The organism is Bifidobacterium pullorum subsp. gallinarum, from assembly GCF_000741215.1.
GTDB classification, from domain to species: domain Bacteria; phylum Actinomycetota; class Actinomycetes; order Actinomycetales; family Bifidobacteriaceae; genus Bifidobacterium; species Bifidobacterium pullorum_B.
The window spans coordinates 1-22,309 of sequence record NZ_JGYX01000006.1 but is presented as its reverse complement, the minus strand read 5'-3'; the positions used below and the strand labels follow the sequence as shown (position 1 = coordinate 22,309).

The following is a 22,309-nucleotide window of genomic DNA, read 5'->3' as shown; positions in this document are numbered from 1 at the left end:
TTGCTGAAGCCATGTCTACTAATGTCTACTGAAACTATATTTCGAGAAAATGATGAACCCCTCGAAATCCCAATGATTTCAAGGGGTTTGTGGTGGAGCTAGCCGGGTTCGAACCGGCGACCCTCTGCTTGCAAAGCAGATGCGCTACCAGCTGCGCTATAGCCCCGCATCCAGTACAAAAAAGGCGGCCGTAAAAGCCGCTTTCCTGTTCTGAAGTGGGCCCGGGAGGACTTGAACCTCCGACCTCATCCTTATCAGGGATGCGCTCTAACCACCTGAGCTACGGGCCCAAAGTTATCGCACGCTTTCGCGCACAAAAAGACAGCTTACCAGTTCGCCGTAATTTGTCAACCGGCGTGTCGCAGTGGGTGACGTGGGCATGCGGAACAATGGAGGGCATGTCATACCGTGCCACGGCCCGAAGCCGATCGTCTAGACCCGAGATGCTGGTTGTTGACGGTTTGGTGCTTCAGGTAACGCGCAAAGCCATCAAGAACATGTATCTGCGCATCAAACCGCCGCAGGGCGACATCGTTGTTTCCGCACCGCTGCGGATGACCGACGGGCAGATAGAACGGTTCGCGCGTGAACGTCGGTCGTGGATACTGGCGCAGCAGCAGCGCATACGGGAGGCCCGGCAACGTCTGGCGGACACGGCTGCGGACGGCGCGTCGCACGGCGGGGAGCCGGCCGGTTTCATCCACGATGCCGCATCGTGGTGGACGCCGGAGCGCCGGAATCGCGCCGCGTCGGCGATCGACGCGCGGCTGCCGGCCTTGGTAGAACACTGGTCCGCAGTCATCGACAAACGTCCGACGCATATCACATTGCGTGCGATGACGACCCGTTGGGGATCCTGCACGCCGCGGACCGGTCGCATCCGGTTGAATCTGCAGCTGGGCCTGCTGCCGCCCCAGTATCTCGAATACGTGCTCGTCCATGAGATGACGCATCTGTGGACCAACGGGCACGGGGCGGAGTTCCAACGCCGTATGACGCAGTATCTGCCGGATTGGCGTCGTCTGCGCCGCGAGCTCAATCGCTATACGACGGGGTAGGCCGATACGGAACCGCCGGAGGGCGTCTCCGCATGGATTGCGGGACACCCTCCGGCGGTGCGCGATTCGCGTTCTGTGTATATGGGAACCGCGTCAGGCCAGATGGCTGCGCATGAACCACTGGAACTTCTCCAGCTCCTGCACATGGTCCTGCACGATGTTCGAGCTGACCAGATCCAGTTCGTCAAGCTCGGCGATCGCCTTGCGGTCGTCGACGATCATGGCGTCGTAGTATTCGATCAGCGCCTGCAGGTACTCCTCCGTGGAATGGCGGCCTTCCAGGTCGAACGGCTTCCATGTGCGGTTGCGGGTGATCGCGTCGGCGCTGCCGTCCGGTGCGCCGCCCATCGTGGCAATACGCTCGGCCGTCTCGTCGGCCATGCCGAGCACGGCCTCGACCTGCGGGTCGAGCATCTCGTGCACGGCGATGAAGTTCGGTCCGGTCACGTTCCAGTGCGCATGCTTGAGCACCAGCGCGGCCTCCTGCTCCTGGCTGAGCCGGTTCTGCAGGATCGCGATGGCCTTCTCCGAAGCGGCCTCATCCAAGCCGGGAACCACAAAAGTCAATGCCATAACGTTTCCTTTCCCTCGATGGTATGGGTGGTTCCAGTCTACGTGGAACCACCCGGTTGGCGATTACGCTGACGACGTACTGGACGGCCGGCGCGTCATGGTCGGCCCGCGATGGCGCGTGGATTCCGCGGTCGTCCCGTCCCCGCGACGTGCCCCCGACAACGGGGGCGTCGCGCCTGCGTGCGGGCGATGGGTGACGGACGGGATCAGTCGTCGGATTCCGCGGTCTGCTTGCGGACCTCGATGGTCTCGATGCGGCGGCCGTCGACCTTGGTGATCACCATGTCATAGCCGTCGTCGGAGTGCAGCACGTCGCCTTCGGCGCCCATCTTGCCGGTCTGGGCCAGGAAGTAGCCGGCCACCGTCTCATACGGGCCGTCGGCGAGCTCGATGCCGGTCAGGTCCTCAAAGTCCTCCAGCGTGGTGCCGCCCTCGATCGTGGCCACGCCGTCAACGAACACGGTCGTTTCGCGGTGCTCCCCGCCCTTCTCCTCGGGCAGGTCGTATTCGTCGCGGATATCGCCCACCAGTTCCTCGGTCATATCCTCCAGCGTCACGATGCCGTCCGTGCCGCCGTACTCGTCGATGACTACGGCCAGGTGGATGCCGCGCTTGCGCAACAGCGACAGACTCGGCAGCAGCTTGGACGTGCCGGGCAGGGAGATGCCCTCGCGCACCACGTCGGCCACGATCTTGGCGTTCGGGTCACGCACGTCGAGCAGGTCGCGCACGTGCACGAAACCGAGCACGTCGTCGAAGTCCTTGCCGGTCACCGGGTATCGGGAGTAGGGCATCTCGCGTACGTAGGCGGCGGCCTCCTCCAGCGTCTGGTCGCCGTCCAGAAAGACCACGTCGGCACGCGGGCGCATGACTTCGGCCACAATCGTCTCGGACGCGTCGAAGACGTCATCCAGGATGGTGCGCTCGTCCTTGCTCAGGTTGGTGTTGGTGTTGACGAGCACGCGCAGCTCCTCGTCGGAGACCTCGCTCTCCGTCTCGTTCGGGTCGAAGCCGAGCAGGCGGACGATGCCGTTCGTGTTCTTGCCGATCAGCCAGATGATCGGCTTGCAGACCTTCGCGAACGCGTCGATGGCGGGCACGACGGCACGGGAGATCTGCTCGGCCTTCTGCATGGCGATGCGCTTGGGCACCATCTCTGAGATCACGATCGAACAGTAGGAGATGACCAGCGTCAGCACCACGGTGACCAGCGGATTGGCCACCACGCTCGGCACGCCCCAGCCTTGGACGACGGGGATGATGTACGGGGCGAGCGACGAGGCGCCGAACGATGCCGACAGGAAGCCGGAGAGCGTGACGCCGATCTGCACGGTGGACAGGAAGGTATTGGGGTCGCGGGCGATTTTGGCGACGCGGGCTCCTCTCGCGTCGGTCTGTTCCATCTGCTCGATCTGGGAGCCGCGCAGCGAGACCAGCGCCAGCTCGGTGCCGGCGAACACGGCGCCGACCAACAGGAACACGAAGATGAGCAGAATGTTCAAACCAAGTGACATGTCATTAACACTAGGGCATCGGCACGTCAATGGGGGTGCCGGCCGTTCGGGGGTCGTCCGTGTGGTCAATCTCACAGTTCCAAGACTGGAATTCCAAGGTTTCTTGGCTACGATGAAGGCAGACGCGACGGCGCGATCACGCCGTCCCCGCGTCATAACGAAAGGAACGACAATGACCCTTCTGCAGCATGAACTTACGGATTTCACCGTCAACGCCTACCAGAACGACGCCTTCCATGAAGTGAGCAAGGCCGACGTGCTCGGCCACTGGTCGGTGTTCTTCTTCTACCCCGCCGACTTCACGTTCGTGTGTCCGACCGAGCTTGAGGACCTGGCCGCCAAGTACGACGAGTTCAAGGCTATCGGCTGCGAGATCTACTCGGTGTCCTGCGACACCCACTTCGTGCACAAGGCCTGGCACGACGCCAACGAGAAGATCGCCAAGATCCAGTACCCGATGCTGGCCGATCCGACCGCCGCGCTGGCCCGCGACCTCGACACCTACAACGAGGAGCTTGGCCAGGCGGAGCGCGGCGACTTCATCGTCAACCCCGAGGGCAAGGTCGTGGCCTATGAGGTCATCTCCTCGAATGTGGGTCGCAACGCCGACGAGCTGCTGCGCCGCGTGCAGGCCTCGCAGTTCGTGTACGAGCACGGCGACCAGGTCTGCCCGGCCAAGTGGCAGCCCGGCGACGAGACCATCGAGCCGACGCTGGATCTGGTCGGCCAGCTCTGATTCGGGTACACCCCTGACAGCGGTCGATACGGCTGACAACCGATGACGAGGGGAGACCGGTGCGTGATGCACGGTCTCCCCTCACCGTCGCGGTCGGACTACCGGTACGGGGTGATGGAAGGAGGACGCAATGGTCCAGGACGAGAATCTCTATGACGTGATTGTGATCGGCGGCGGCCCCGCCGGCCTGACCGCGGGCCTGTATCTGGCCCGGGCGCGTTACCGCGTGCTGATCCTGGAGAAGGCCGACTTCGGAGGCCAGATCACCATCACCGATGAAGTGGTCAATTATCCGGGCGTCGGCACGACCAGCGGTAGGGCGCTGACGGCCACGATGCGCCGGCAGGCGCAGGATTTCGGCGCCGAGTTCCTTAGCGCCGAGGCGACCGGTTTGGATGTGGAGGGCGATGTCAAGGTCGTGCACACCTCGCGCGGCGATTTGAGGACCTTCGGCATCCTGGTGGCCACCGGTGCCAGCCCGCGCAAGCTCGGGTTCGAAGGGGAATCCGAATACGCCGGCCGCGGCGTGGCCTACTGCGCGACCTGCGACGGCGAGTTCTTCACCGGCCGTGAGGTGCTGGTGATCGGCGGCGGGTTCGCCGCGGCCGAGGAAGCGGTGTTCCTCACCAAATACGCCAGCAAGGTCACGATCCTGGTGCGCGAGGACAACTTCACCTGCGATGCGTCGGTGGCCGCCGAGGCGAAGGACAACCCGAAGATCGAGGTGCGTTACCACACCGTGCTCGACGGCGTCACCGCCGGGCAGGGCGGCCTGACCGAGGCGACGATCCGCGACGTGGCGTCCGGGGCCGTCGAGACGTGGCGGCCGTCCGCGGGCGGCACATTCGGCGTCTTCGTATTCGCCGGTTACGTGCCCGCCACCGATTTGGTGCGCGGCGTCGTCGAACTTGACGAGCAGGGGTATGTGGTCACGCACGGCTATCTGGAGACCTCGGTGCCGGGCGTGTATGCGGCGGGCGATCTGCGCGTCAAGAACCTGCGGCAGGTCGTCACCGCGACGGCCGACGGCGCAATCGCGGCCGTGGAACTGGAGCGGTACGCCTCGCAGATGAGTGAGCGGACCGGTCTGGTGCCGCCGCGTCCCGTCGATTCGGCGTACGAGCGTCGGGAACGCGATGCGGCGGCTTCGGCGGCCCGTTCCGGCACGTCCCCGGCCCCTGCGCCCACGCGCGACGGGGGTTCCGCCGATGCCGCATCCGGTGCCGTCGGCAAGTCGTCCGGCTTCTTCAATGAGGCGATTCGCAAGCAGCTCGACGTGGTGTTCGGCCGCATGGCGCGTCCGGTGACGCTGCGGCTGGATCTCGACGGTTCCCCGCTGTCGGCGCAGTTGGAGGGGTTCATCGGCGAGTTGGCCTCGCTCGGCGTCGGCAAGATCGCCGTCGAACGGCATACGGCCGCATCCGATGCGGCGTATGATCCGGCCGGCGTGCTGCCCGAGGCGCTGCCCTGCGTGCGGATGTGCGTGGCGGATGGGGATGGCGTGCCGCAACCGACCGGACTCGCGTTCCATGGCGTGCCCAGCGGCCACGAGTTCAACTCGTTCGTGTTGGGCCTGTATAACGCGGCCGGCCCCGGCCAGGCGCTGGATGCCGACGCGACGTCCCGTATCGACGCGATCAAGGAGCCGGTGAACATCATGCTGCTGGTCTCGCTGACCTGCACGATGTGCCCGGAGACCGTGCTCGCCGCGCAGCGCATCGCCGCCGCCAACCCGCTGGTACGGGCCGAGGCTTATGACGTGGCGCACTTCCCGGACATCAAGGACCACTACAACGTGATGAGCGTGCCGTGCATCGTCATCACGAAAGCCGACGGCTCGCAGACGATCGAGTTCGGCAAGCGGAACGTGGCCCAGATGCTGGACCTGCTCGGCGCCTAGAAGCTCAGGACCTCCACCTTGCCGGATTCCAGCTGGTAGCGGGCGCCGACGATCATCAGACGCTCCTCGGCCAACGCGGACTGGATGACCTCCGACCGGGTCACCAGTTCCTCGATTGTGCGGGCGATGTGCACACGCTCGTAGTCGGCGGCGTCCTCCAGCTCCGCTTCGCGCGCCTGCCAGACCGAGAACCCGATCTGACGCATGATGATCGACGCGTCTTCGGCGATGCGCTCGTCCAGCGTATCCATCGCCTCGGCCGCCGCCAGGGAGTCTTCGATCTCGGCGGTGGCCCGGGCGAGCAGGGCGTCGAGGCCGTCCGACGCCATCGCGACCGCGCCGCAGCGCTCATGGCCGAGGACGACCAGCAGGCTGACATGGAGCTTGGCGACCGCATACTCCAGCGATGCGATCGCCGCGTCGTCCACCATGTGGCCGGCGTTGCGGACCGTGAACAGGTCGCCGAGCCCGGCATCGAAGATGATCTCCGGCGGTACGCGCGAGTCGGAGCAGGCCAGCACGGCTGCATCCGGTGTCTGCCGGTCGATCAGCGATTCGCGTGTCTCCGCATCCTGCCACGGATGCTCGGCCTTGCCTTCGGCGAACCGGCGGTTGCCCGCCAGCATGCGGCTCCAGGTCGCGTTCGCCGTCGATTCCCTGACGTCCTGCATCTCTATATCGCGCTCTCCTTTGGTTGCAGTCGGTCCCGCGGCACCCCGCGGATGCGTCAACGTTGTATCGAGATGATACCACCCGCCGCCGCCGACGTTCATCAGGTGGACGACGTTGTTTCGGCATCCATCGGCGGTACGGCCGGATTGTCGGCGGATGCTATGCGAACGGCCCCCGTCCATGTGGGAATCGGGGACCGTTGGGTTATTTGCCGTGGTCGGTCGGAGCCTACGCGAACTGGCTGTTGTACAGCCTGGCGTAGGCGCCGTCCGCGGCCAGCAGTTCGGCGTGCGTGCCCTGCTCGATGATCGTGCCGTGGTCCATCACCAGGATCAGGTCCGCGTCAACAATCGTTGACAGGCGGTGCGCGATCACGAAGCTCGTGCGCCCGTGCATCAGCGTGTCCATCGCCTTGCCGATCTCCTGTTCGGTGTGCGTGTCCACGGAGGATGTGGCCTCATCCAGAATCAGGATCTTCGGATCGCACAGGATGACGCGGGCGATGGTCAGCAGCTGGCGCTGCCCTTGGCTGATGTTCTCCGCGTCGTTGGACAGGCGGGTGTCATATCCGTCGGGCAGCGTGCGCACGAAGTAGTCGACGCGTGCCATCTTGGCGGCCTCGATGATCTGCTCGCGGGTGGCGTCCGGGCGGCCGTACGCGATGTTCTCGGCGATGGTGCCGTCGAACAGCCAGGCGTCCTGCAACACCATGCCGAAGTGGCGGCGCAGGTCCATGCGGTCCATATCATGCGTGTCCACGCCGTCGAGACGGATATGGCCGCCGTCGATCTCGTAGAACCGCATGAGCAGGTTGATCAGCGTGGTCTTGCCGGCGCCGGTCGTGCCGACGATGGCGGTGCGGTGGCCCGGCTCGGCCGTGAACGAGACGTCCTTCATCAGCGGACGATCCGGATCGTATCCGAACTTCACATGCTCGAAGTCGACGCGGCCGCTGATTGGCTCGGCCACCCGCTCCGGCTCGGCGGGATCGGGTTCGATCTCGTCCTCGTCCAGGATGTCGAACACGCGCTCCACCGAAGCCAAGGCCGACTGCAGGCTGTTGATCATGAACGACATCTCGGTCAGCGGTTCCGAGGCCTGGTTGATGTACTGGAAGAAGGCCTGGAACGTGCCGATCGTCAGGTTGCCCGCGACGAGGAAGAATCCGCCCAGCACCGCGATGAACACCTGCGAGAAGCGGGTGATCAGGCGGATGGCCGGGTTGATTGCGTTCGTGATGAAATCGGCGCGTCGTGTCGTGTCGGCCAGATCCTGCGTGGCCTCGTGGATGCGGCGTGAGCTGGAATCCTCCTGGTTGAACGCGCGGATGATCGCGCGTCCGGAATAGGCCTCCTCCACGTGGCCGGTCAGGATGCCGACGCTGCGTTGGCGTTCGGCGGCCAGGATCAGCGTCTTGCGTGCCACGACCTTCGTTACGACCCCCGAGCCGATCGCGAACACCAGGAAGATCAGCGTGAGCCACACGTTGATCGTGAACATCATGATCACGGCGCCGGTCACGTTGCCGACGGCCACGAGCAGACGCAGCAGACCGGTCTGCAGCACTTCGCTGGTCTTGTCCAGATCGTTGGTCACGCGGCTGATGATGCGTCCGGGCTGATGCGCGTCGAAGTACTTGAGCGGCAGCCTGGTGAGCTTGGCGCCCACCTGATTGCGCAGCTTGAGGTTCAGTCGTTCGGCGAAGCTGGCCATGATGAAGGTCTGCGCCGAGTAGAACACCCATTGCACGGTGTACAGCAGCAGCAGTCCCATCGTCTGGATGCCGCCGTCCATCCACGTGATCGTGAACGTCTCGCCGGTTGCAAAGGCGGCCTGGATCTTGTCCCACAGCAGGTCGAGCAGATACGCGGTGTAGATCGGTCCGGCCAGCGTGATGATGACGTAGAACACGAGTGAGACGCCCACGACGTACAGGCGCCACTGCTGCTCGCGCGAGGCGTCCCAGAGGCGTCGGATTGTGCGCTTCAGGTCGCGGGGGACCTCCAGCTCCTCCTCGTCGGGCGCGAGGTCGGCCTGTACGATCGGATCGCGCGGGGTGTCGGTGGCCGAGCAGTCGCCTCGGGCGGCGGCCTCGTCGCGGCGGGTCTCGTCGGTTTCGGTGGTCTGGGTCATCGGGTCTCCTCCTTTCCGGCTTCGGCGGCGGATGCGTCGGCCGCCGCTCTGGCCTCGAACTCGGCGAGGTCCTCGGCGCGCATCTGCGAGCGGGCAATGTCCTGATAGGTGGCGCAGGTGCGCATCAGTTCTTCGTGCGTGCCGCGGCCCTTGAGATGGCCGTCCTCCAGCACGATGATCTGGTCGGCGTGCACGATGGTGCTCACGCGCTGGGCGATGATCAGCATGGCCGAATCCTTGACCTCAACGGCCAGCGCCTTGCGCAGCGCTGCATCAGTGGCGAAGTCGAGCGCGGAGAAGCTGTCGTCGAAGATATACAGGTCGGCCTTGCGGGTCAGCGCGCGGGCTATGGCCAGACGCTGACGCTGGCCGCCGGAGAAGTTCGTGCCGCCCTGCGCCACACGGGTGTTCAATCCGAGCGGCAGTTCCTTGACGAAGCCGGACTGGGCCACCTCAAGCGCGTGCCACATCTCCTCCTCCGTGGCGTCGGGATTGCCATAGCGCAGGTTGTCGGCGATCGTGCCGGAGAACAGCCACGCCTTCTGCGGCACGTAGGCGATATGCTCGCGCAGCTCGTGCTGGGTCATGTCCTTGACGTTGCGGCCGTGCAGGAGCACGCGGCCGTCGGTAGCGTCGAGCAGGCGCAGCATCAGCCGGGCGACCGTCGACTTGCCGGAACCGGTCGGACCGATGATCGCGGTGGTCTGTCCGCGGCGGCAGGAGAACGTCAGGTCGTGCAGCGTGTCCTCCTCCGCATCCGGGAAACGGAACGAGAGGTGGTTGAAACAGGCGACCTTCGGGTTCGGGTTGTTGGCGGCACGGGCCTTGGCCATCTCCTCCAGTGTCATCATCGCACCGGTTGCGGCGTCCGGTTGCGGCACGATCTGCCGGCCGTCGTCGGTCTGTCCGATCCAGGCCTGCGTGGCCTCGCGGGTGGAGGCCTCAGTCGGCTGTCCGTCGCGGATGCTCGGCTGCTTCTCGATGACCGCGCGCACGCGGCTGATGCAGATGATCGCACGCGGCACCATCAGGGCCACGAACTGCGCCATCATGATGTAGAAGAGGATCAGGATCGAATACTCGATCAACGCGGTGATGTCGCCGATCTGCATCGCGTGCACGCCGACGCGGTCGCCGCCCGCCCAGATGATCAGCACGATCGCGATGTTCATCAGGAAGAACGTGAAGCTGTCGAGTCCGGCGAACAGGTAGTTGACGCGGATCGCGTTGTTCGCGTAGTCGGAGAACGACTTGTCGAGGCGCTTGATTTCATGGCGGTCGCGGCCGAACGCGCGGATGACGCGCACGCCGGTGATGTTCTCGCGCAGCACCACGTTCATGCGGTCGATGTAGCTCTGCAGCTTCTCGAAGATGCCCGCCGCCTTCCAAACGATCAGCGCCGCCAGGATCACGACGATCACGACGATGGCGAGCATGATCCAGCCCATCTGCACGTCGAGCATGAACGACAGCGTGACGCCCATCACGCACATGATCGGCACCGGCAGCAGGATCTGCAGACCCATCATCAGCGCCTGCTGGATGATGTTGACGTCGTTGAGGGTGCGGGTGATCATCGAGCCGGTGCCGAACTCCTTGAAGTCGCCGTCCGAGAAGGCCAGCGAGGAGTCGTAGATCGCGTTGCGGATGTCGCGCCCGACGTTGGAGCACAATTTGGCGCACAGGTAGCTGCCGGTCAGCGATGCCGCGCCGGACAGGAGTGTCACGGCCATCATGATCGCGCCCGTCGAGATGATGTGGTCGACGCCGCCGTCGGTGGCGCCGATGTTGATCATCTCGGCCAGGATGGTCGGGATGAACAGCGCGCCGGCCACGTCGAGCAGCAGCGCGAACACCGTTGCGGCGGTCAGGCCTTTGTACGGCTTGATGAATGTCAGCAGTAGTCGCATGTTCTCCGGTCTCTCCTTTCTTATCGTTCTTTGTCTTCCCGGGTCTTCGGCGATGCTTGTGTCAGTCGATGTCGCCGTCCGGCCCGTCGGCGGTCAGTCGGTCCGCCTCGGGTCCGCCGAACGTGGCCGGGTCGGGAAGCCTGACGGTCTCCATCGCCTCGTTCAGCAGGGTCGCATAGTGGTCAATGAGCGTGAACATCATGTCGCGGTCCCGTTCGTCGAGGGCCGTGAGCGCCCGTTTCTCCGCGTTCATGGCCGGTTCGATGTAGATCTGCGCGAACCGCGCGCCGGCCTCGGTCAGGCCGATCTGTTTATCGCGACGGCTGCCGGTCGCGTATTCAACCGTGATCAGATCGCGTTCCTCCAGCTGTCGCAGTGTGGATGACACGGTCTGCCGGCTGTACAGCCAGACCTGCGACAGGTCGCTCTGCGGCATCGTGGTGCCAGCGTCGCGCAGCGCGTACAGGATCCAGAACGCGCAATCGGACAGGCCGCTGCGCCGCGCGATCTCGTGGTAGACACGGTCGATCCCCTTCCAGGAACGATTGAACCGTTCCAACAGCGTTGCCGCGTTGTCGGACATGGCCACCCTTCTTTCCTCGTCATACGTCGTGTCGGTCCGAGTGGGATGTGGGTGTCGGTCGCATAGGTCGCGGTAGGTTGAGACCGCGGTCCCGTACAACGATGTTCTCGACGCCAATCCGGTTCTGACGTCAGGAAAGCCGCGGCAATCGGCGATTGCTGCGGCTTACTTTGTCAGAGTTCGGACAATCAGCATCTATGATAATCCGATTTCGTACATTTGCAACTTGATGTTACCGTGCGGCGCCCCGCCTCCGCTATCACTCCGTTAACACGAATCCTAACATGTTAGAATTCTCCGTTAACATGTTAGAATTATTGATAGCGAACATGTAAGGGGTCGTGATGATACCTGATCGGGAATCGCTGGGCGTGGAATTCAAAAGCGAAGTCACACGGCCGCAGTCCGATACGGAGATTGTGGATAATGTGGTCGCGCTGGCCAATACCGAAGGCGGCACGTTGTACCTCGGCGTTGAGGACGATGGTACGGTAACTGGCGTCAGTGACGGCCATCGCAATGTCAATGGTCTGGCGGCATTCATCTTCAACAGCACGGTCCCGCAGGTTGCGGCGAGGATCGAGCTGGTGCATGAGCATGGCTTGCCGGTGGTGTGCATTGAGGTGGGCAATAGTAGCCAGATCGTATCGACCAGCAAAGGCAGAACACTGCAGCGACGTCTTAAGGCCGACGGTACGCCGGAAGTGGTGCCCCTGTTTGTCTCCCAGTTCATCAGTCGCCTCTCGCAACAGCGCAGTTATGACTATAGCGACCAGCCGGCTCCTGAATCGGTGCTGTCTGATCTGGATCCGCAGGCCAGGAATCGATTGAGGGCGCACATCCGGCAAACCAATGCCGGTAATTCGCTGCTGGCGTTCGATGACGAGGACTTCGACAAAGCTCTGGACCTGGTGGTTGACGGTCCGGAGGGCCCCTGCCCGTCCGTGGCGGGATTGCTGACCATCGGGACCGTCGACGCCATCCGGCGTTCCCTGCCGACGGCCACGGCGATGTTCCAGGTGATGTCGGGCACGGTGCCGCGCGTGAACGTTGATCCGTTCGCGCTGCCATTGGTTGATATGTTCGATCGGATCGACACGCTGCTGGAGCCGTGGAACCCAAGCCATGAGGTGATGAGCGGCTTGGTGAGGACCGAGATTCCGGATTTTGACCGCCAGGCGTTCCGTGAGGCGATGGTGAACGCGTTCTGTCACCGGGATTACGCTGCGATGGGGCCGGTGCGGTTCCTGGTGGACGATGATGGTTTGACGGTGGCTAATCCGGGCGGCTTCATCGAAGGGGTGAGCGAGGAGACGTTGCTGACGGCTCAACCGCATTCCCGCAATCCGCAGCTCGCGTTGATTCTGAAGACCGCGGGATATGCGGAGCGTACGGGCAGGGGTGTCGATGTGATCTACGCCGGTGCGTTGGCTTCCGGTGGCCCGTTGCCGGATTATTCGCAGTCGGACGGCTCGCAGGTGGTGCTGTTCCTGCGTCGGGCGGTGCCGGACGAGGCGTTCGTCAGCATGGTGGCGGAGGAGGAGCGTCGGCGGGGTGCCCCGCTCAGCGTGTGGGCATTGATTGTGCTGTCATTGCTGAAGGAACATCGGAGACTGACGTTGGCGCAGATGTGTGGATTCTCGCATCTGCAGGAGCGCCGTGTGGTGCGTACCGTCGAGGAGCTGGTGGAATCCGGTCTGGTGGAGGCGACGGGCAATGGCTCGGTGCGCAGCTATGTGCTGGGCGAGCGGGTGTATCGTCGTGCCGATGCGATGATGTCATATGCCAGGCAGCGTGACGTCGATACGGTGCGGCGCAATGACATGGTGCTGGATTTTGCACGGCGCAACGGTGGTGCCGTCAGCACGTCGGAGGTGATGGAACTGCTGAATCTGACCTACATCAGCGCGTATCGGCTGCTGAAGGGGTTGGAGGAATCCGGAAAGGTCCGGCATGAAGGCAGCGGCCCTTCGTCTCGGTATGTGCTGGACAGTGATGCAGGGTGATGCTACGTGTCTTCGCTATCATTCCGTTAACGGGAGTTCTAACATGTTAGGATTCGCCGTTAACATGTTAGAACTCGAATGATTTGGGGATTCGTGAGCCGGATGGCCCGTCACCGACATCCGCAGGATCGGCGGACGATCAGTTTGGCGGGGACGAGCTGCACGTCCGGGGTGGTGTCCGGGCGCAGCGCCGCGTCGATGGCGCAGCGGGCGATCTGCGCCTCCTCGAAGCCGTCGGACGACCTGTCCAGCTCGCTGTTCCTGCGCTTCGACTTCGAATGGAGCAACTTCGCCACGGCTATCACCGACGGCGGCATCCTCAAGGCCATCGTCAACAGCGTGATCATCACCCTGTGCTCCACCGTCATCACCTGCCTGGTCGGCGCGGCGGCCGCCTACCCGCTCGCCCGTCGCCAGACGCGCGGCAACAAGCTGGTCTCCGCCGGCATCCCGCCGGCCATCACAACAAGGACTCGACATGTTGTTCCCCTCCATCATCACCGACTCCCCCATCACCCGCATCATCCTGGACGACGCCACCGCCGGCGACGATTTGCCGGACGTCCTGGCCGTCGTCAGCTGCACCGATCCGGCCGCCTACCACGGGCTGCCCCGGCAGACGCCCCGCCGTACGCCGCTGTTGGCGGAGCATGCGCTGGGACTGTACGGTCGCCCCTCGTTGCGGGGGCACCGCGTCATATCCGACGATGGCGATGTGGCCACCGGATTGGACTGGTCGCCCCGATTCATCCTGGATCACGCCCCTGCGGTCGACGGCGGCAGGTTGTCCATGACCGCGCACGACGTGAACGCCGGTCTGTCCCTGACCACCGAGATCGAACCCATGGTCGGCGGGTCCCTGCGCATCCGCCATGCGCTGACCAACGTCTGCCCCGGCAGCTATGTGGTCGACGGGCTGGAGGTCTGCGTTCCCCTGCGCGACGACCAGAACGAATTCATCGACTTCACCGGCCGGCATGAGAACGAGCGCCAGCCCCAGCGCCACCGGGTCGCCGACGGCACCTGGGTGCGCGAGTTCCGCCGCGGCAAGCCCAGCTTCGAAGGTACCGCGCTGATTGCGGGCACCGAAGGCTTCTGCTTCGGCTCCGGTTCCATGCTCGGCGTGCAGCCGGCGTGGAGCGGCAACACGGTGCTGGCCGTCGACCGCATCACCGAGGACGGAACCGCGGTGTTCGCCGGTGAGCTGCTGCAACCGGGCGAGGTGGTCCTGACCACCGGTGACACGTACACGACGCCGTGGATCGTGATCACCGCCTGCAACGACGGCCTGGACGGCGTGGCGCACAGTCTGCACGCCTGGGAGCGTTCGCTGCCCGCGCACCCGGCCAGCCAGCCGGTGACGCTGAACGTGTGGGAGGCGCTGTACTTCGATCAGGACCCCGACGTGGTGCTGGACCTGGTCGGCAGGGCCGCGCGTCTGGGTGTCGAGCGGTTCGTGCTCGACGACGGCTGGTTCCATGCCCGCCGCACGGACACCGCCGGACTGGGCGACTGGTGGGTCGACCCCAGCGTCTGGCCGGATGGCTTGAAGCCGCTCGCCGACGCCATTCACGACCACGGCATGCAGTTCGGTCTGTGGTTCGAGCCGGAGATGGTCAACCCCGACTCCGACCTGTACCGTGAGCACCCTGACTGGGTGCTGCAAACCACCGGTCGTCTGCCATTGCCGCATCGCAATCAGCAGGTGCTCGACCTGACGAATCCCGACGCCTTCGCTCACGTGTTCGAACAGATCAGCGCGGTGTTGGAGGAATGCGGCGTGGACTACGTCAAGTGGGACCACAACCGCGACCTGCTCGAAGCCGGCACGAACGCGCGCGGCGGCGCCCCCGCCGTGCACGAGCAGACGGTCGCCTACTACCGCCTCCTGGACACGCTGCGCGGGCGCTTCCCGAACATCCAGTGGGAATCCTGCGCGTCGGGCGGCGGCCGCATCGATCTGGGCGTCATCGAGCACGTCGAGCGCGTCTGGACCTCGGACATGACCGATGCCCTGTCCCGTCAACGCATCCAGCGGTGGACCGTGCAGACCGTGGCCCCCGAATACATGGGCATGCATATCTCCGCCACCACGTCGCACCAGACCGGACGCACCTACACCTTGGACTTCCGCGCCGCAACGGCCGTGTTCGGTTCCTTCGGCATCGAGTGGGACATCCGGCAGGCCAGCGAATCCGATCTGGCACGGATCGCGCAGTGGATCGCCTGGTACAAGCAGGAACGCGACTTCCTGCACTCCGAGCGCGTCGTGCGGCTGGACGTAACCGATCCGGGCGTGATGGCGCACGGCGTCGTCGCCGATGACGCCTCCCGGGCGATCATCGCCCACGTGCAATACGAGGAGTCGCCGTCCAACCGTGGCGTGTGGCTGCGTGTCCCCGGCCTGGACCCGAAGGCGCGTTACCGGCTGCGGTGGGCGGGGCCGGTGGCCGAGGACCCCGAGGACGTATTGCGGGAGGCGTCCCGCCGCGACTGGGATCCTCTGCCGGAGTCGGGCCCGTTGGGTCCGGACGCCACCATCACCGGCGCGGCCTTGGGCACGATCGGCGTGCGCATCCCCCGTTGCCATCCCGAGACGATCCGTCTGATCGAGATCGTGCGGGTCTGATCCGGAACAACGAAGGCCCCGTGGGCGGCAGGTCGTCGAACATGACGATCCCGGGCCCACGGGGCCTTCGCTTACGCTATCCGGATCAGCCGGTGTTCTGGAGGCCGGCTGCGACGCCTGACACGGTGCACAGGATGAGGTAGATGAACCCGGCCTGCTGGCTCTGGCTCAGCTCCTCCTTGTCCACGCGGCGGCGCAGCGACTTGAGCGCCAGCACCTGGGTGAGCGAGAGTGCGTCCACGTACGGCGAACGGATGCGGATGGCCTGGCCGAGCACATGGCGGTGCTCCAGCGGCCACTCGTCGCCGACGATGCGGAGCACCCACTTGCGGGTGAGCTCCATCTCGCCCAACACCTTCTCGTTGAGATCCTCGCGGTCGTCCAGCGCCAGATACATCTTGGCGATGCGCTCGTCGGTTTTGGCGATCGACATCTCGATGTTGTCGATGAACGTGGAGAACAGCGGCCACTCCTTGTACGCCTGACGCAGCGTATCCAGATCGCCGAACTGCTCACAGGCCGTGCCCAGACCGTACCAGGCGGCCAGGTTGATGCGGGCCTGCGCCCATGCGAACACCCACGGGATCGTACGCAGATCGTCCAGCGACTTGGCGCCCAGACCACGCTTGGCCGGGCGGGAGCCGATCGGTAGGAGGCCGACCTCGGTCAGCGGCGTGACGATCGAGAACCACGGCGCGAAGTCCGGGGTGCCAAGCAGATCGAGGAAGCGCTCATGCGAGGCGTCGTTGAGCTGCTGGGTCATGTCCGCGTACTTCTCGGTCATCTCGGTGTTGAGCTTCTCGATGCTCGGCGCGGACTGCAGCAGCGTGGCGGCCGCGACCGACTCGATATGGCGGACGGCCAGCGTCGGGTTGCCGTAGCGCGCGAAGATGACCTCGCCCTGCTCGGTGAGTTTGAACCGGCAGTTGACCGAGCCCTTCGGCTGGGCCAGCACCGCGCGGTTCGCCGGGCCGCCGCCGCGGCCGACGGCGCCGCCGCGGCCGTGGAACAGCGTCAGGTCGATGTTGTTCCGCTCCGCCCATTCAACGATCTTGCCCTCGGTCTCATGCAGCGCGAAGATCGAGGTGGTCGGGCCGGCGTCCTTCGAGGAATCCGAATAGCCGAGCATGACCTCCATCTTGCCGCCGGTGGCCTTGAGCCGGGCCTGCATCTCCGGGATCTTGATGATCTCGTCAAGCACGTTCACCGAGTTCTGCAGATCCTCCAGCTGCTCGAACAGCGGGATGACGTCGATGGCCGGCACATCCTTCGGATTCGAGAACGCCAGGCGGTTGAGCTCATACACGTCGCGCACGTTCTGCGCCGACTTGGTGAACGAGATGATGTACCGTCCGGCGGCCTTCAAGCCGTTGCGCTTCTGGATGGCGCCCAGGGCGCGGAAGGTGTCGAGCACCTCCTGCGTCATCGGCTGCAGCGGGCCGCGCTCGCCGTGCAGACCGTGCTCCCGGATGTCCTCCAGGGCACGCGAATGCACCACGGAATGCTGGCGGAACTCCATCTCCACCATGTGGAAGCCGAAGGTTTCGGCCTGCCAGATCAGATCCTGCAGCGGGCCGTAGGCCGAACGTGGGTCACTGGCGGCCAGGGAGCGCTGCACGATCTTCAGATCGGCCAGGAAATCCTCGCAGCTGTGGTACATCAGATCCGTGTCGCGCGCGATGGTGTAATGCAGGCGATCGGCCATGACCAGCATGACCGCGCGGTGCGGCTCCTTGGTGGAGAGCTGGTCGGCGTTCTGGGTGAGCCGCTCGCTCATCTCCTTCTGACGGCCCCACAGCAGACGAAGCTCCTCACTGGCGGGCGTGGCCTCGGAATCCATCGTCAGATTCTTGCCGACGGTGCGGGTGGCGTCCTCCAACGCGGCGATCACATGGTCGCTGAAGTTGCGGGCCACCTGACGGCTCACCTTGGCGGTGACGTTCGGGTTGCCGTCGCGGTCCGAACCGATCCAGCTGCCCGGATGGAAGAACGCGGGGCACGCCGGCGGCACCAGACCCGCCTGATCGCCCAGCAGCCAGTCGTCGAAACGGCGGTACACCTGGGGAATCGTGTCGAATAGGGTCGAATCGAAGATGTCGATGATCGTGTTGGCCTCTTCGACCGGGGTCGGCTTGCGGTGCTCGATCGGCGAGGTGCGGAACAGCGCGTCAATCTCATTGAACAGGCGACGATAGTTCTCGCGCTTCTCGGAGCCGCCCAGCAGCGGGCGCACCTCCAGCAGTTCGGCGATGCGACGGATCTTGCCTTCCACCGCCTTGCGCCGGGCCTCGGTCGGGTGGGCGGTGAACACCGGGTGGAACTCAAGCTTCTCCAGCAGGGCCTTGGCCTTGGCCGGTCCCATCTCGGTGATCAGCTGGTGATAGACCACGGTCAGCTCGTTGACCGGATCGACGGCCTGGTTCTCATCCACCTCGGATTCGCGCTGGCGCAGCACGGACACACGGTGATTCTCCTCGCAGAGATTTGCCAGATGGAAGTACGTGGTGAAGGCGCGGGCCATCAACTGGGCATCGTGCAGGTTCATCGCGTCGATGATCTCGACCGCCTTGCGCAAGCCTTCGTTCCCGTGATCCGAATCATCCAGGAATCCGGCGAAATGCTCGGCGCTGGCCTCGACCGCGTCGGTACGGACCTCGTCGAACATGTTCAGCAACTTGGGATCGAACTCGTTGAGCACCTCGCGCAGGATCTGCAGGCACAGTTCCATATTGTTGCGCAGCGAGGACGGCAGTTCGTGCTCCTCGGTCCCCTTCGTGCCTATCGGTGCCACAACGGCCAATTCCTCGGTGATGGCGTGATTGTTATCTGTCATATATGTTGGACCTCCTTAGCCCCGTCCCACGGTTGCTCGGTCAGTCGGCCATCCGCGGCTCCTCCGCGGTTGTGTTGGCCGACCGTTGCGAACCCAAAGCCGCAGGCCCGGCGGTTGTCTCGTTCATTGTACGACTTGACCTTGAGCGTATGGCGACACGCGTTCGCATACCGTACAGTCCGTGCGACCGGTATTCGCCGTCGGTCCGCGTCACGGGCGGCTCCGGCGTTCGGCCATGCCGTGCGGTACTACTGGAAGGGTGAGATTCCGCCGCGCACAGAATGATGGCACCGCCACAGCCGTCAGCAACTACCACACCCACTCCATCCCGTTGGATATGGAGGACATCGAACGCGATTGGGATCGGCCGGTTGCACAGGCCGGCATCGCCGCCAAAGCCAGTGTGATCGTGCGCGTCGGCATGCTGGACCTGGGCGCGGGAACCGGCAGCTTCCGGGTCCGTGAGATGATGCACCGCGTGGCCTATCCGTTGGGCGTGCACGTGCGCGCCGACGTGAACCTGACCGATATCGCGGCCACCTGCACGGACGGAAAGAACCGCATCACCGAGGTCATCGACCTGCCGACCACCGGTGTGAACACCGAACGCATCTGGTTGTTGGAGCACTTCGCCGACTGGTTCAACATCCATCTGGGCAAAGGGTCGGTGTATCACGCACAATCGGTGGTATCTGAGGAACTCGTCGAGCATCTGGACGATCCCGAGGCCCGCACCTCGTTGATGAGGGCGGTGGAGAAGGACCAGGCCGCACAGGAGACCGCGCAGGAGGTCATCGAGGCGATCGCTGATGGCGTGAATCATCGGGGCACGTCGGCGGAGGAGACGGCATCGGACGCCGGCGGCGAACGGGAAGGCGAGCCGGCGGAGAAGACGGCATCGGCGGAGGGGCCTGCGCCGGATGCCGACGGCGACTCCCCCTCATCCGATGATCGCCACGGCAGGCGTGCCAAACGTACGCCCAAACGATACGCCGAACATTTCGACCACATCGCCGCCGCTTCCGACCCGAAGCGGCAGGTTCCGGCGCTAACCGTGCGCCAGGTCCATGATCGGCTGGACCTGATCGAACGTCGCAGACCGCTGTACGCGCCGTGGCAGTCGGGACTGGCTGCCGGTCTGGCCTGCGCGGCGTTCGTCTTCCTGTTGGGCGGCGGCATCTATGACATGGTCGGCGCGTTCGTCGGCGCCGGTCTGGGGCAATGGCTGCGCCGACGGCTGTTCGCCAAGCATCTCAACCAGTTCTTCGTCACCTTCGTCTGCGTGGCCGTGGCCGCGCTGGCATGCACGGGCGTGCTGCGCGTGATCGGGTTGATCGATCCGGTGGCGTTGCAGCATGACACCGCCTATATCGGTGCGATGCTGTTCGTGATTCCGGGCTTCCCGCTCATCACCGGTGGCCTGGATATAGCCAAGATCGACTTCCCATCCGGCATTCAGCGGCTGTGCTATACGTTGGCGATCATCCTGATGGCCACGTTGGCCGGTTGGATGACCGCGTTTGTGGTGCATCTGAACCCGGGAGGCTTCGAGCCGCTGGGGCTGGACCCGCTGCTGAACAACTGCCTGCGCTTTGTGGCCGCCTTTGTGGGGGTGTGGGGATTCTCCATACTGTTCAACTCCCCGCAGCGCATGTGCCTGGTGGCGGCCACCATCGGCGCCATCACCGATACGTTCCGCCTGATCATTGTGGACTATGGGTTGCCGGCCGAGGCCGGCGCCTTCGTCGGCGCGCTGCTGGCCGGCCTGCTGGCGGCGGGATGGCGGTCCTCGGTCCGGCGTGGATGGCTGCCGCGCTACCTGGATTATCCGCGTATCTGCCTGACGGTGCCGTCCATCGTGATCATGGTGCCGGGCATGTATCTGTACCGCGCGATGTTCCACCTGGGGCAGTTCGACACCCAGCTGGCGTTGGACTGGGCGTTCCGCGCATTCATGGTCATCGTGTGCCTGCCGATCGGGCTGGCCATGGCCCGGGTGATCACCGATAAATCCTGGCGGTATGACGTATGACGGTTCGCACTACTTCAGGGATCGAATCGCGCATCGGCCATATTCCGGCATCCGATGATCGAATCTTGAGGTAGTGCGAACCTCACTCGGCGAGAGTCTCGTCGACCAGACGAGGCAGCGCCACGGCGATGTCCTCGTGGATAAGACGTGTGGCCAGCCGATCGTACTGTGTGCGTCCCATGTTCATGATGGTGATGGGCACCCCGGCCTGGGCCGCCACCGGTACGAGCGAGGCCGCCGGGAACACCTCCAGCGTGGAGCCGATCACCCAGAACTCGTCGGCTTCGCAGGCGCGCTTCATCGACGTTTCCATGGCGCCTTCCGGCAGCATCTCACCGAAGTAGACCACGTCGGTTTTGATCAGACCGTTGCAGGGCATGTTGCCGCGGTACGGCAGCTTGCGACGGCAGTGCGGGTCGGGCTGTTCATCCAGCCGATCCATGATGTCGGCGGTGTCGTACTTGGCGTGGCATGTCATGCAGTGCGAGGTGCCGATGGTGCCGTGCAGGTTCACAATCACCTTGTCGGTGTTGCCCGCCTTCTCATGCAGCGCGTCGAAGTTCTGCGTGGCGAGCAGTGTGAGCATGCCGGCCTGTTCAAGGAGGGCCAGCGCTTTGTGTGCCTCGCCGGGCTGTGCGTTCCATACCGGCGACTCCTTCTGCCAGCGCCAGGAATATTCGCGTGCCTGCTGGTCATGGAGGAACGCGTCGATGTCATAGACGCTCTGCTGCTCGGGGTGTTTGGTCCACACGCCTTCCGGCCCGCGGAAGTCCGGGATGCCGGCCGATGTGGAGATTCCCGCTCCTGTCAATACTGCGATCTTCTTCATGACTACAGGCTTAGCACGATTCGCGATGACGCGTTGTCGTCTCCATATATCGGCACGTACGTCTGGCGGCGGCTACGGGTGCGTGTTGTCGTCTCTGCCTGGCAACACACACGTTACGGTGTCTCCGGAGCCGTGTCGTCATTCCTGTATGACGACACGTACGTGAGGTGTTGGGAGGGTGACACGCCGATGGGCGGCAGTTTCCGAGGTGCACAGAGTGGCGATGAGGGTGGTTTCGGTGGTTTTGATGGTGGTTTTTGGGTGTTTGCGACACGCCGGTGGATGGTTGTGTTTCCGGGGTTTTTGGGGTGTTTGGTTTGGTCGGGTTTGCGTTGGTGGCTGGGTTGGTGTAAGTTATTCCCTTGCTGCCGGTCGGCGCGGGTCGCCCCGCTGGGGTGGTTCGGGTTGGCCGAGCGGTGGTGGTTTGAGAACTCAAGAGCGTGTTTGTACTACTTTGTAGAGTCATTTTGATTGCCAGTCCGATTCCCGCTCCTTTGTTGGGAGTGGCCGAGGGGCCTGTGATGGGGGTCGGGGTTTTGTGTGGATCGTTTTCCTTATAAACGGTCTCGTCAATTATGTTTGGAGTCATCGTTCGGATGTCTTCGCAAGGTTTTTTGTGGAGGGTTCGATTCTGGCTCAGGATGAACGCTGGCGGCGTGCTTAACACATGCAAGTCGAACGGGATCCCTGGCGCTTGCGCCGGGGTGAGAGTGGCGAACGGGTGAGTAATGCGTGACCAACCTGCCCCATGCACCGGAATAGCTCCTGGAAACGGGTGGTAATGCCGGATGCTCCAGATGACCGCATGGGATTCTGGGAAAGCTTTTGCGGCATGGGATGGGGTCGCGTCCTATCAGCTTGTTGGTGGGGTGATGGCCCACCAAGGCTTCGACGGGTAGCC

15 protein-coding genes, 2 tRNA genes and 1 rRNA gene are annotated in these 22,309 nt (G+C 64.2%); 7 read left to right on the top strand and 11 right to left on the bottom strand.

What is annotated here, in order from left to right:
- Window positions 1-90: 90 nt before the first annotated feature.
- Both BIGA_RS07505 and BIGA_RS07500 read right to left on the bottom strand, forming a co-directional pair.
- Window positions 91-166 (bottom strand) — tRNA-Ala (locus tag BIGA_RS07505).
- Between the two features lie 50 nt (window positions 167-216).
- Window positions 217-290 (bottom strand) — tRNA-Ile (locus BIGA_RS07500).
- Between the two features lie 174 nt (window positions 291-464).
- Here BIGA_RS07500 and BIGA_RS07495 point away from each other — a divergent pair.
- Window positions 465-1,058 (top strand): M48 family metallopeptidase, encoded by a 594-nt coding sequence (locus tag BIGA_RS07495; RefSeq protein WP_161786273.1) that lies wholly within the window; start codon window positions 465-467, stop codon window positions 1,056-1,058.
- 93 nt (window positions 1,059-1,151) lie between these two features.
- Here BIGA_RS07495 and BIGA_RS07490 read toward each other — a convergent pair whose 3' ends face one another.
- Window positions 1,152-1,631: a Dps family protein gene (locus BIGA_RS07490; protein WP_033507770.1), complete on the bottom strand. Its 480-nt coding sequence runs from the start codon at window positions 1,629-1,631 to the stop codon at window positions 1,152-1,154.
- A gap of 206 nt (window positions 1,632-1,837) precedes the next feature.
- Window positions 1,838-3,145, bottom strand: coding sequence for a hemolysin family protein (locus tag BIGA_RS07485; protein WP_033507769.1), 1,308 nt, complete (start codon window positions 3,143-3,145; stop codon window positions 1,838-1,840).
- 172 nt (window positions 3,146-3,317) lie between these two features.
- Between BIGA_RS07485 and ahpC the strand changes: the two genes are divergently transcribed.
- The gene (gene ahpC, locus BIGA_RS07480; RefSeq protein WP_033507768.1) at window positions 3,318-3,881 is read left to right on the top strand and encodes an alkyl hydroperoxide reductase subunit C; all 564 of its coding nucleotides are present in this window, start codon (window positions 3,318-3,320) and stop codon (window positions 3,879-3,881) included.
- A gap of 130 nt (window positions 3,882-4,011) precedes the next feature.
- Window positions 4,012-5,781 (top strand): FAD-dependent oxidoreductase, encoded by a 1,770-nt coding sequence (locus BIGA_RS07475; protein WP_033507767.1) that lies wholly within the window; start codon window positions 4,012-4,014, stop codon window positions 5,779-5,781.
- Here the strand turns inward: BIGA_RS07475 and BIGA_RS07470 are convergent.
- The 4 genes from BIGA_RS07470 to BIGA_RS09030 all read right to left on the bottom strand — a co-directional run bounded on the left by BIGA_RS07470 (window position 5,778) and on the right by BIGA_RS09030 (window position 11,079).
- Window positions 5,778-6,452, bottom strand: coding sequence for a carbonic anhydrase (locus BIGA_RS07470; protein ID WP_033507766.1), 675 nt, complete (start codon window positions 6,450-6,452; stop codon window positions 5,778-5,780). The genes BIGA_RS07475 and BIGA_RS07470 overlap by 4 nt on opposite strands.
- Window positions 6,453-6,681: 229 nt before the next feature.
- Window positions 6,682-8,586, bottom strand: coding sequence for an ABC transporter ATP-binding protein (locus tag BIGA_RS07465; protein WP_081929583.1), 1,905 nt, complete (start codon window positions 8,584-8,586; stop codon window positions 6,682-6,684).
- A complete protein-coding gene (locus BIGA_RS07460) occupies window positions 8,583-10,496 on the bottom strand; it encodes an ABC transporter ATP-binding protein (RefSeq protein ID WP_051917179.1) in 1,914 nt (637 codons plus the stop codon). The genes BIGA_RS07465 and BIGA_RS07460 overlap by 4 nt, the downstream gene beginning before the upstream one ends.
- 61 nt (window positions 10,497-10,557) lie before the next feature.
- Window positions 10,558-11,079 (bottom strand): MarR family winged helix-turn-helix transcriptional regulator, encoded by a 522-nt coding sequence (locus BIGA_RS09030; RefSeq protein WP_051917178.1) that lies wholly within the window; start codon window positions 11,077-11,079, stop codon window positions 10,558-10,560.
- A 344-nt stretch (window positions 11,080-11,423) separates the two neighbouring features.
- On the opposite strand from BIGA_RS09030, the gene BIGA_RS07450 reads away from it, so the two are divergent.
- On the top strand, window positions 11,424-13,085 hold the full coding sequence (locus tag BIGA_RS07450) for an RNA-binding domain-containing protein (protein ID WP_033507762.1): 1,662 nt from the start codon (window positions 11,424-11,426) through the stop codon (window positions 13,083-13,085).
- 110 nt (window positions 13,086-13,195) lie between these two features.
- Here the strand turns inward: BIGA_RS07450 and BIGA_RS07445 are convergent, their stop codons facing one another.
- Window positions 13,196-13,432, bottom strand: coding sequence for a cyclin family protein (locus BIGA_RS07445; protein WP_033507761.1), 237 nt, complete (start codon window positions 13,430-13,432; stop codon window positions 13,196-13,198).
- A gap of 131 nt (window positions 13,433-13,563) precedes the next feature.
- Here BIGA_RS07445 and BIGA_RS07440 point away from each other — a divergent pair, with 131 nt between their 5' ends.
- The gene (locus BIGA_RS07440) at window positions 13,564-15,714 is read left to right on the top strand and encodes an alpha-galactosidase (RefSeq protein ID WP_033507760.1); all 2,151 of its coding nucleotides are present in this window, start codon (window positions 13,564-13,566) and stop codon (window positions 15,712-15,714) included.
- Window positions 15,715-15,799: 85 nt separating this feature from the next.
- On the opposite strand, the gene BIGA_RS07435 is transcribed toward BIGA_RS07440, so the two are convergent.
- Window positions 15,800-18,547, bottom strand: a complete 2,748-nt coding sequence (locus BIGA_RS07435; protein ID WP_033507759.1) for a phosphoenolpyruvate carboxylase — start codon at window positions 18,545-18,547, stop codon at window positions 15,800-15,802.
- 235 nt (window positions 18,548-18,782) lie between these two features.
- Between BIGA_RS07435 and BIGA_RS07430 the strand changes: the two genes are divergently transcribed.
- Window positions 18,783-20,579 (top strand): threonine/serine exporter family protein, encoded by a 1,797-nt coding sequence (locus tag BIGA_RS07430; RefSeq protein WP_051917189.1) that lies wholly within the window; start codon window positions 18,783-18,785, stop codon window positions 20,577-20,579.
- An 82-nt stretch (window positions 20,580-20,661) separates the two neighbouring features.
- Here BIGA_RS07430 and BIGA_RS07425 read toward each other — a convergent pair whose 3' ends face one another.
- Window positions 20,662-21,408: an SIR2 family NAD-dependent protein deacylase gene (locus BIGA_RS07425; protein ID WP_033507757.1), complete on the bottom strand. Its 747-nt coding sequence runs from the start codon at window positions 21,406-21,408 to the stop codon at window positions 20,662-20,664.
- A 613-nt stretch (window positions 21,409-22,021) separates the two neighbouring features.
- Here BIGA_RS07425 and BIGA_RS07420 point away from each other — a divergent pair.
- Window positions 22,022-22,309: ribosomal RNA gene (locus tag BIGA_RS07420) — 16S ribosomal RNA — on the top strand; the annotation flags it as partial.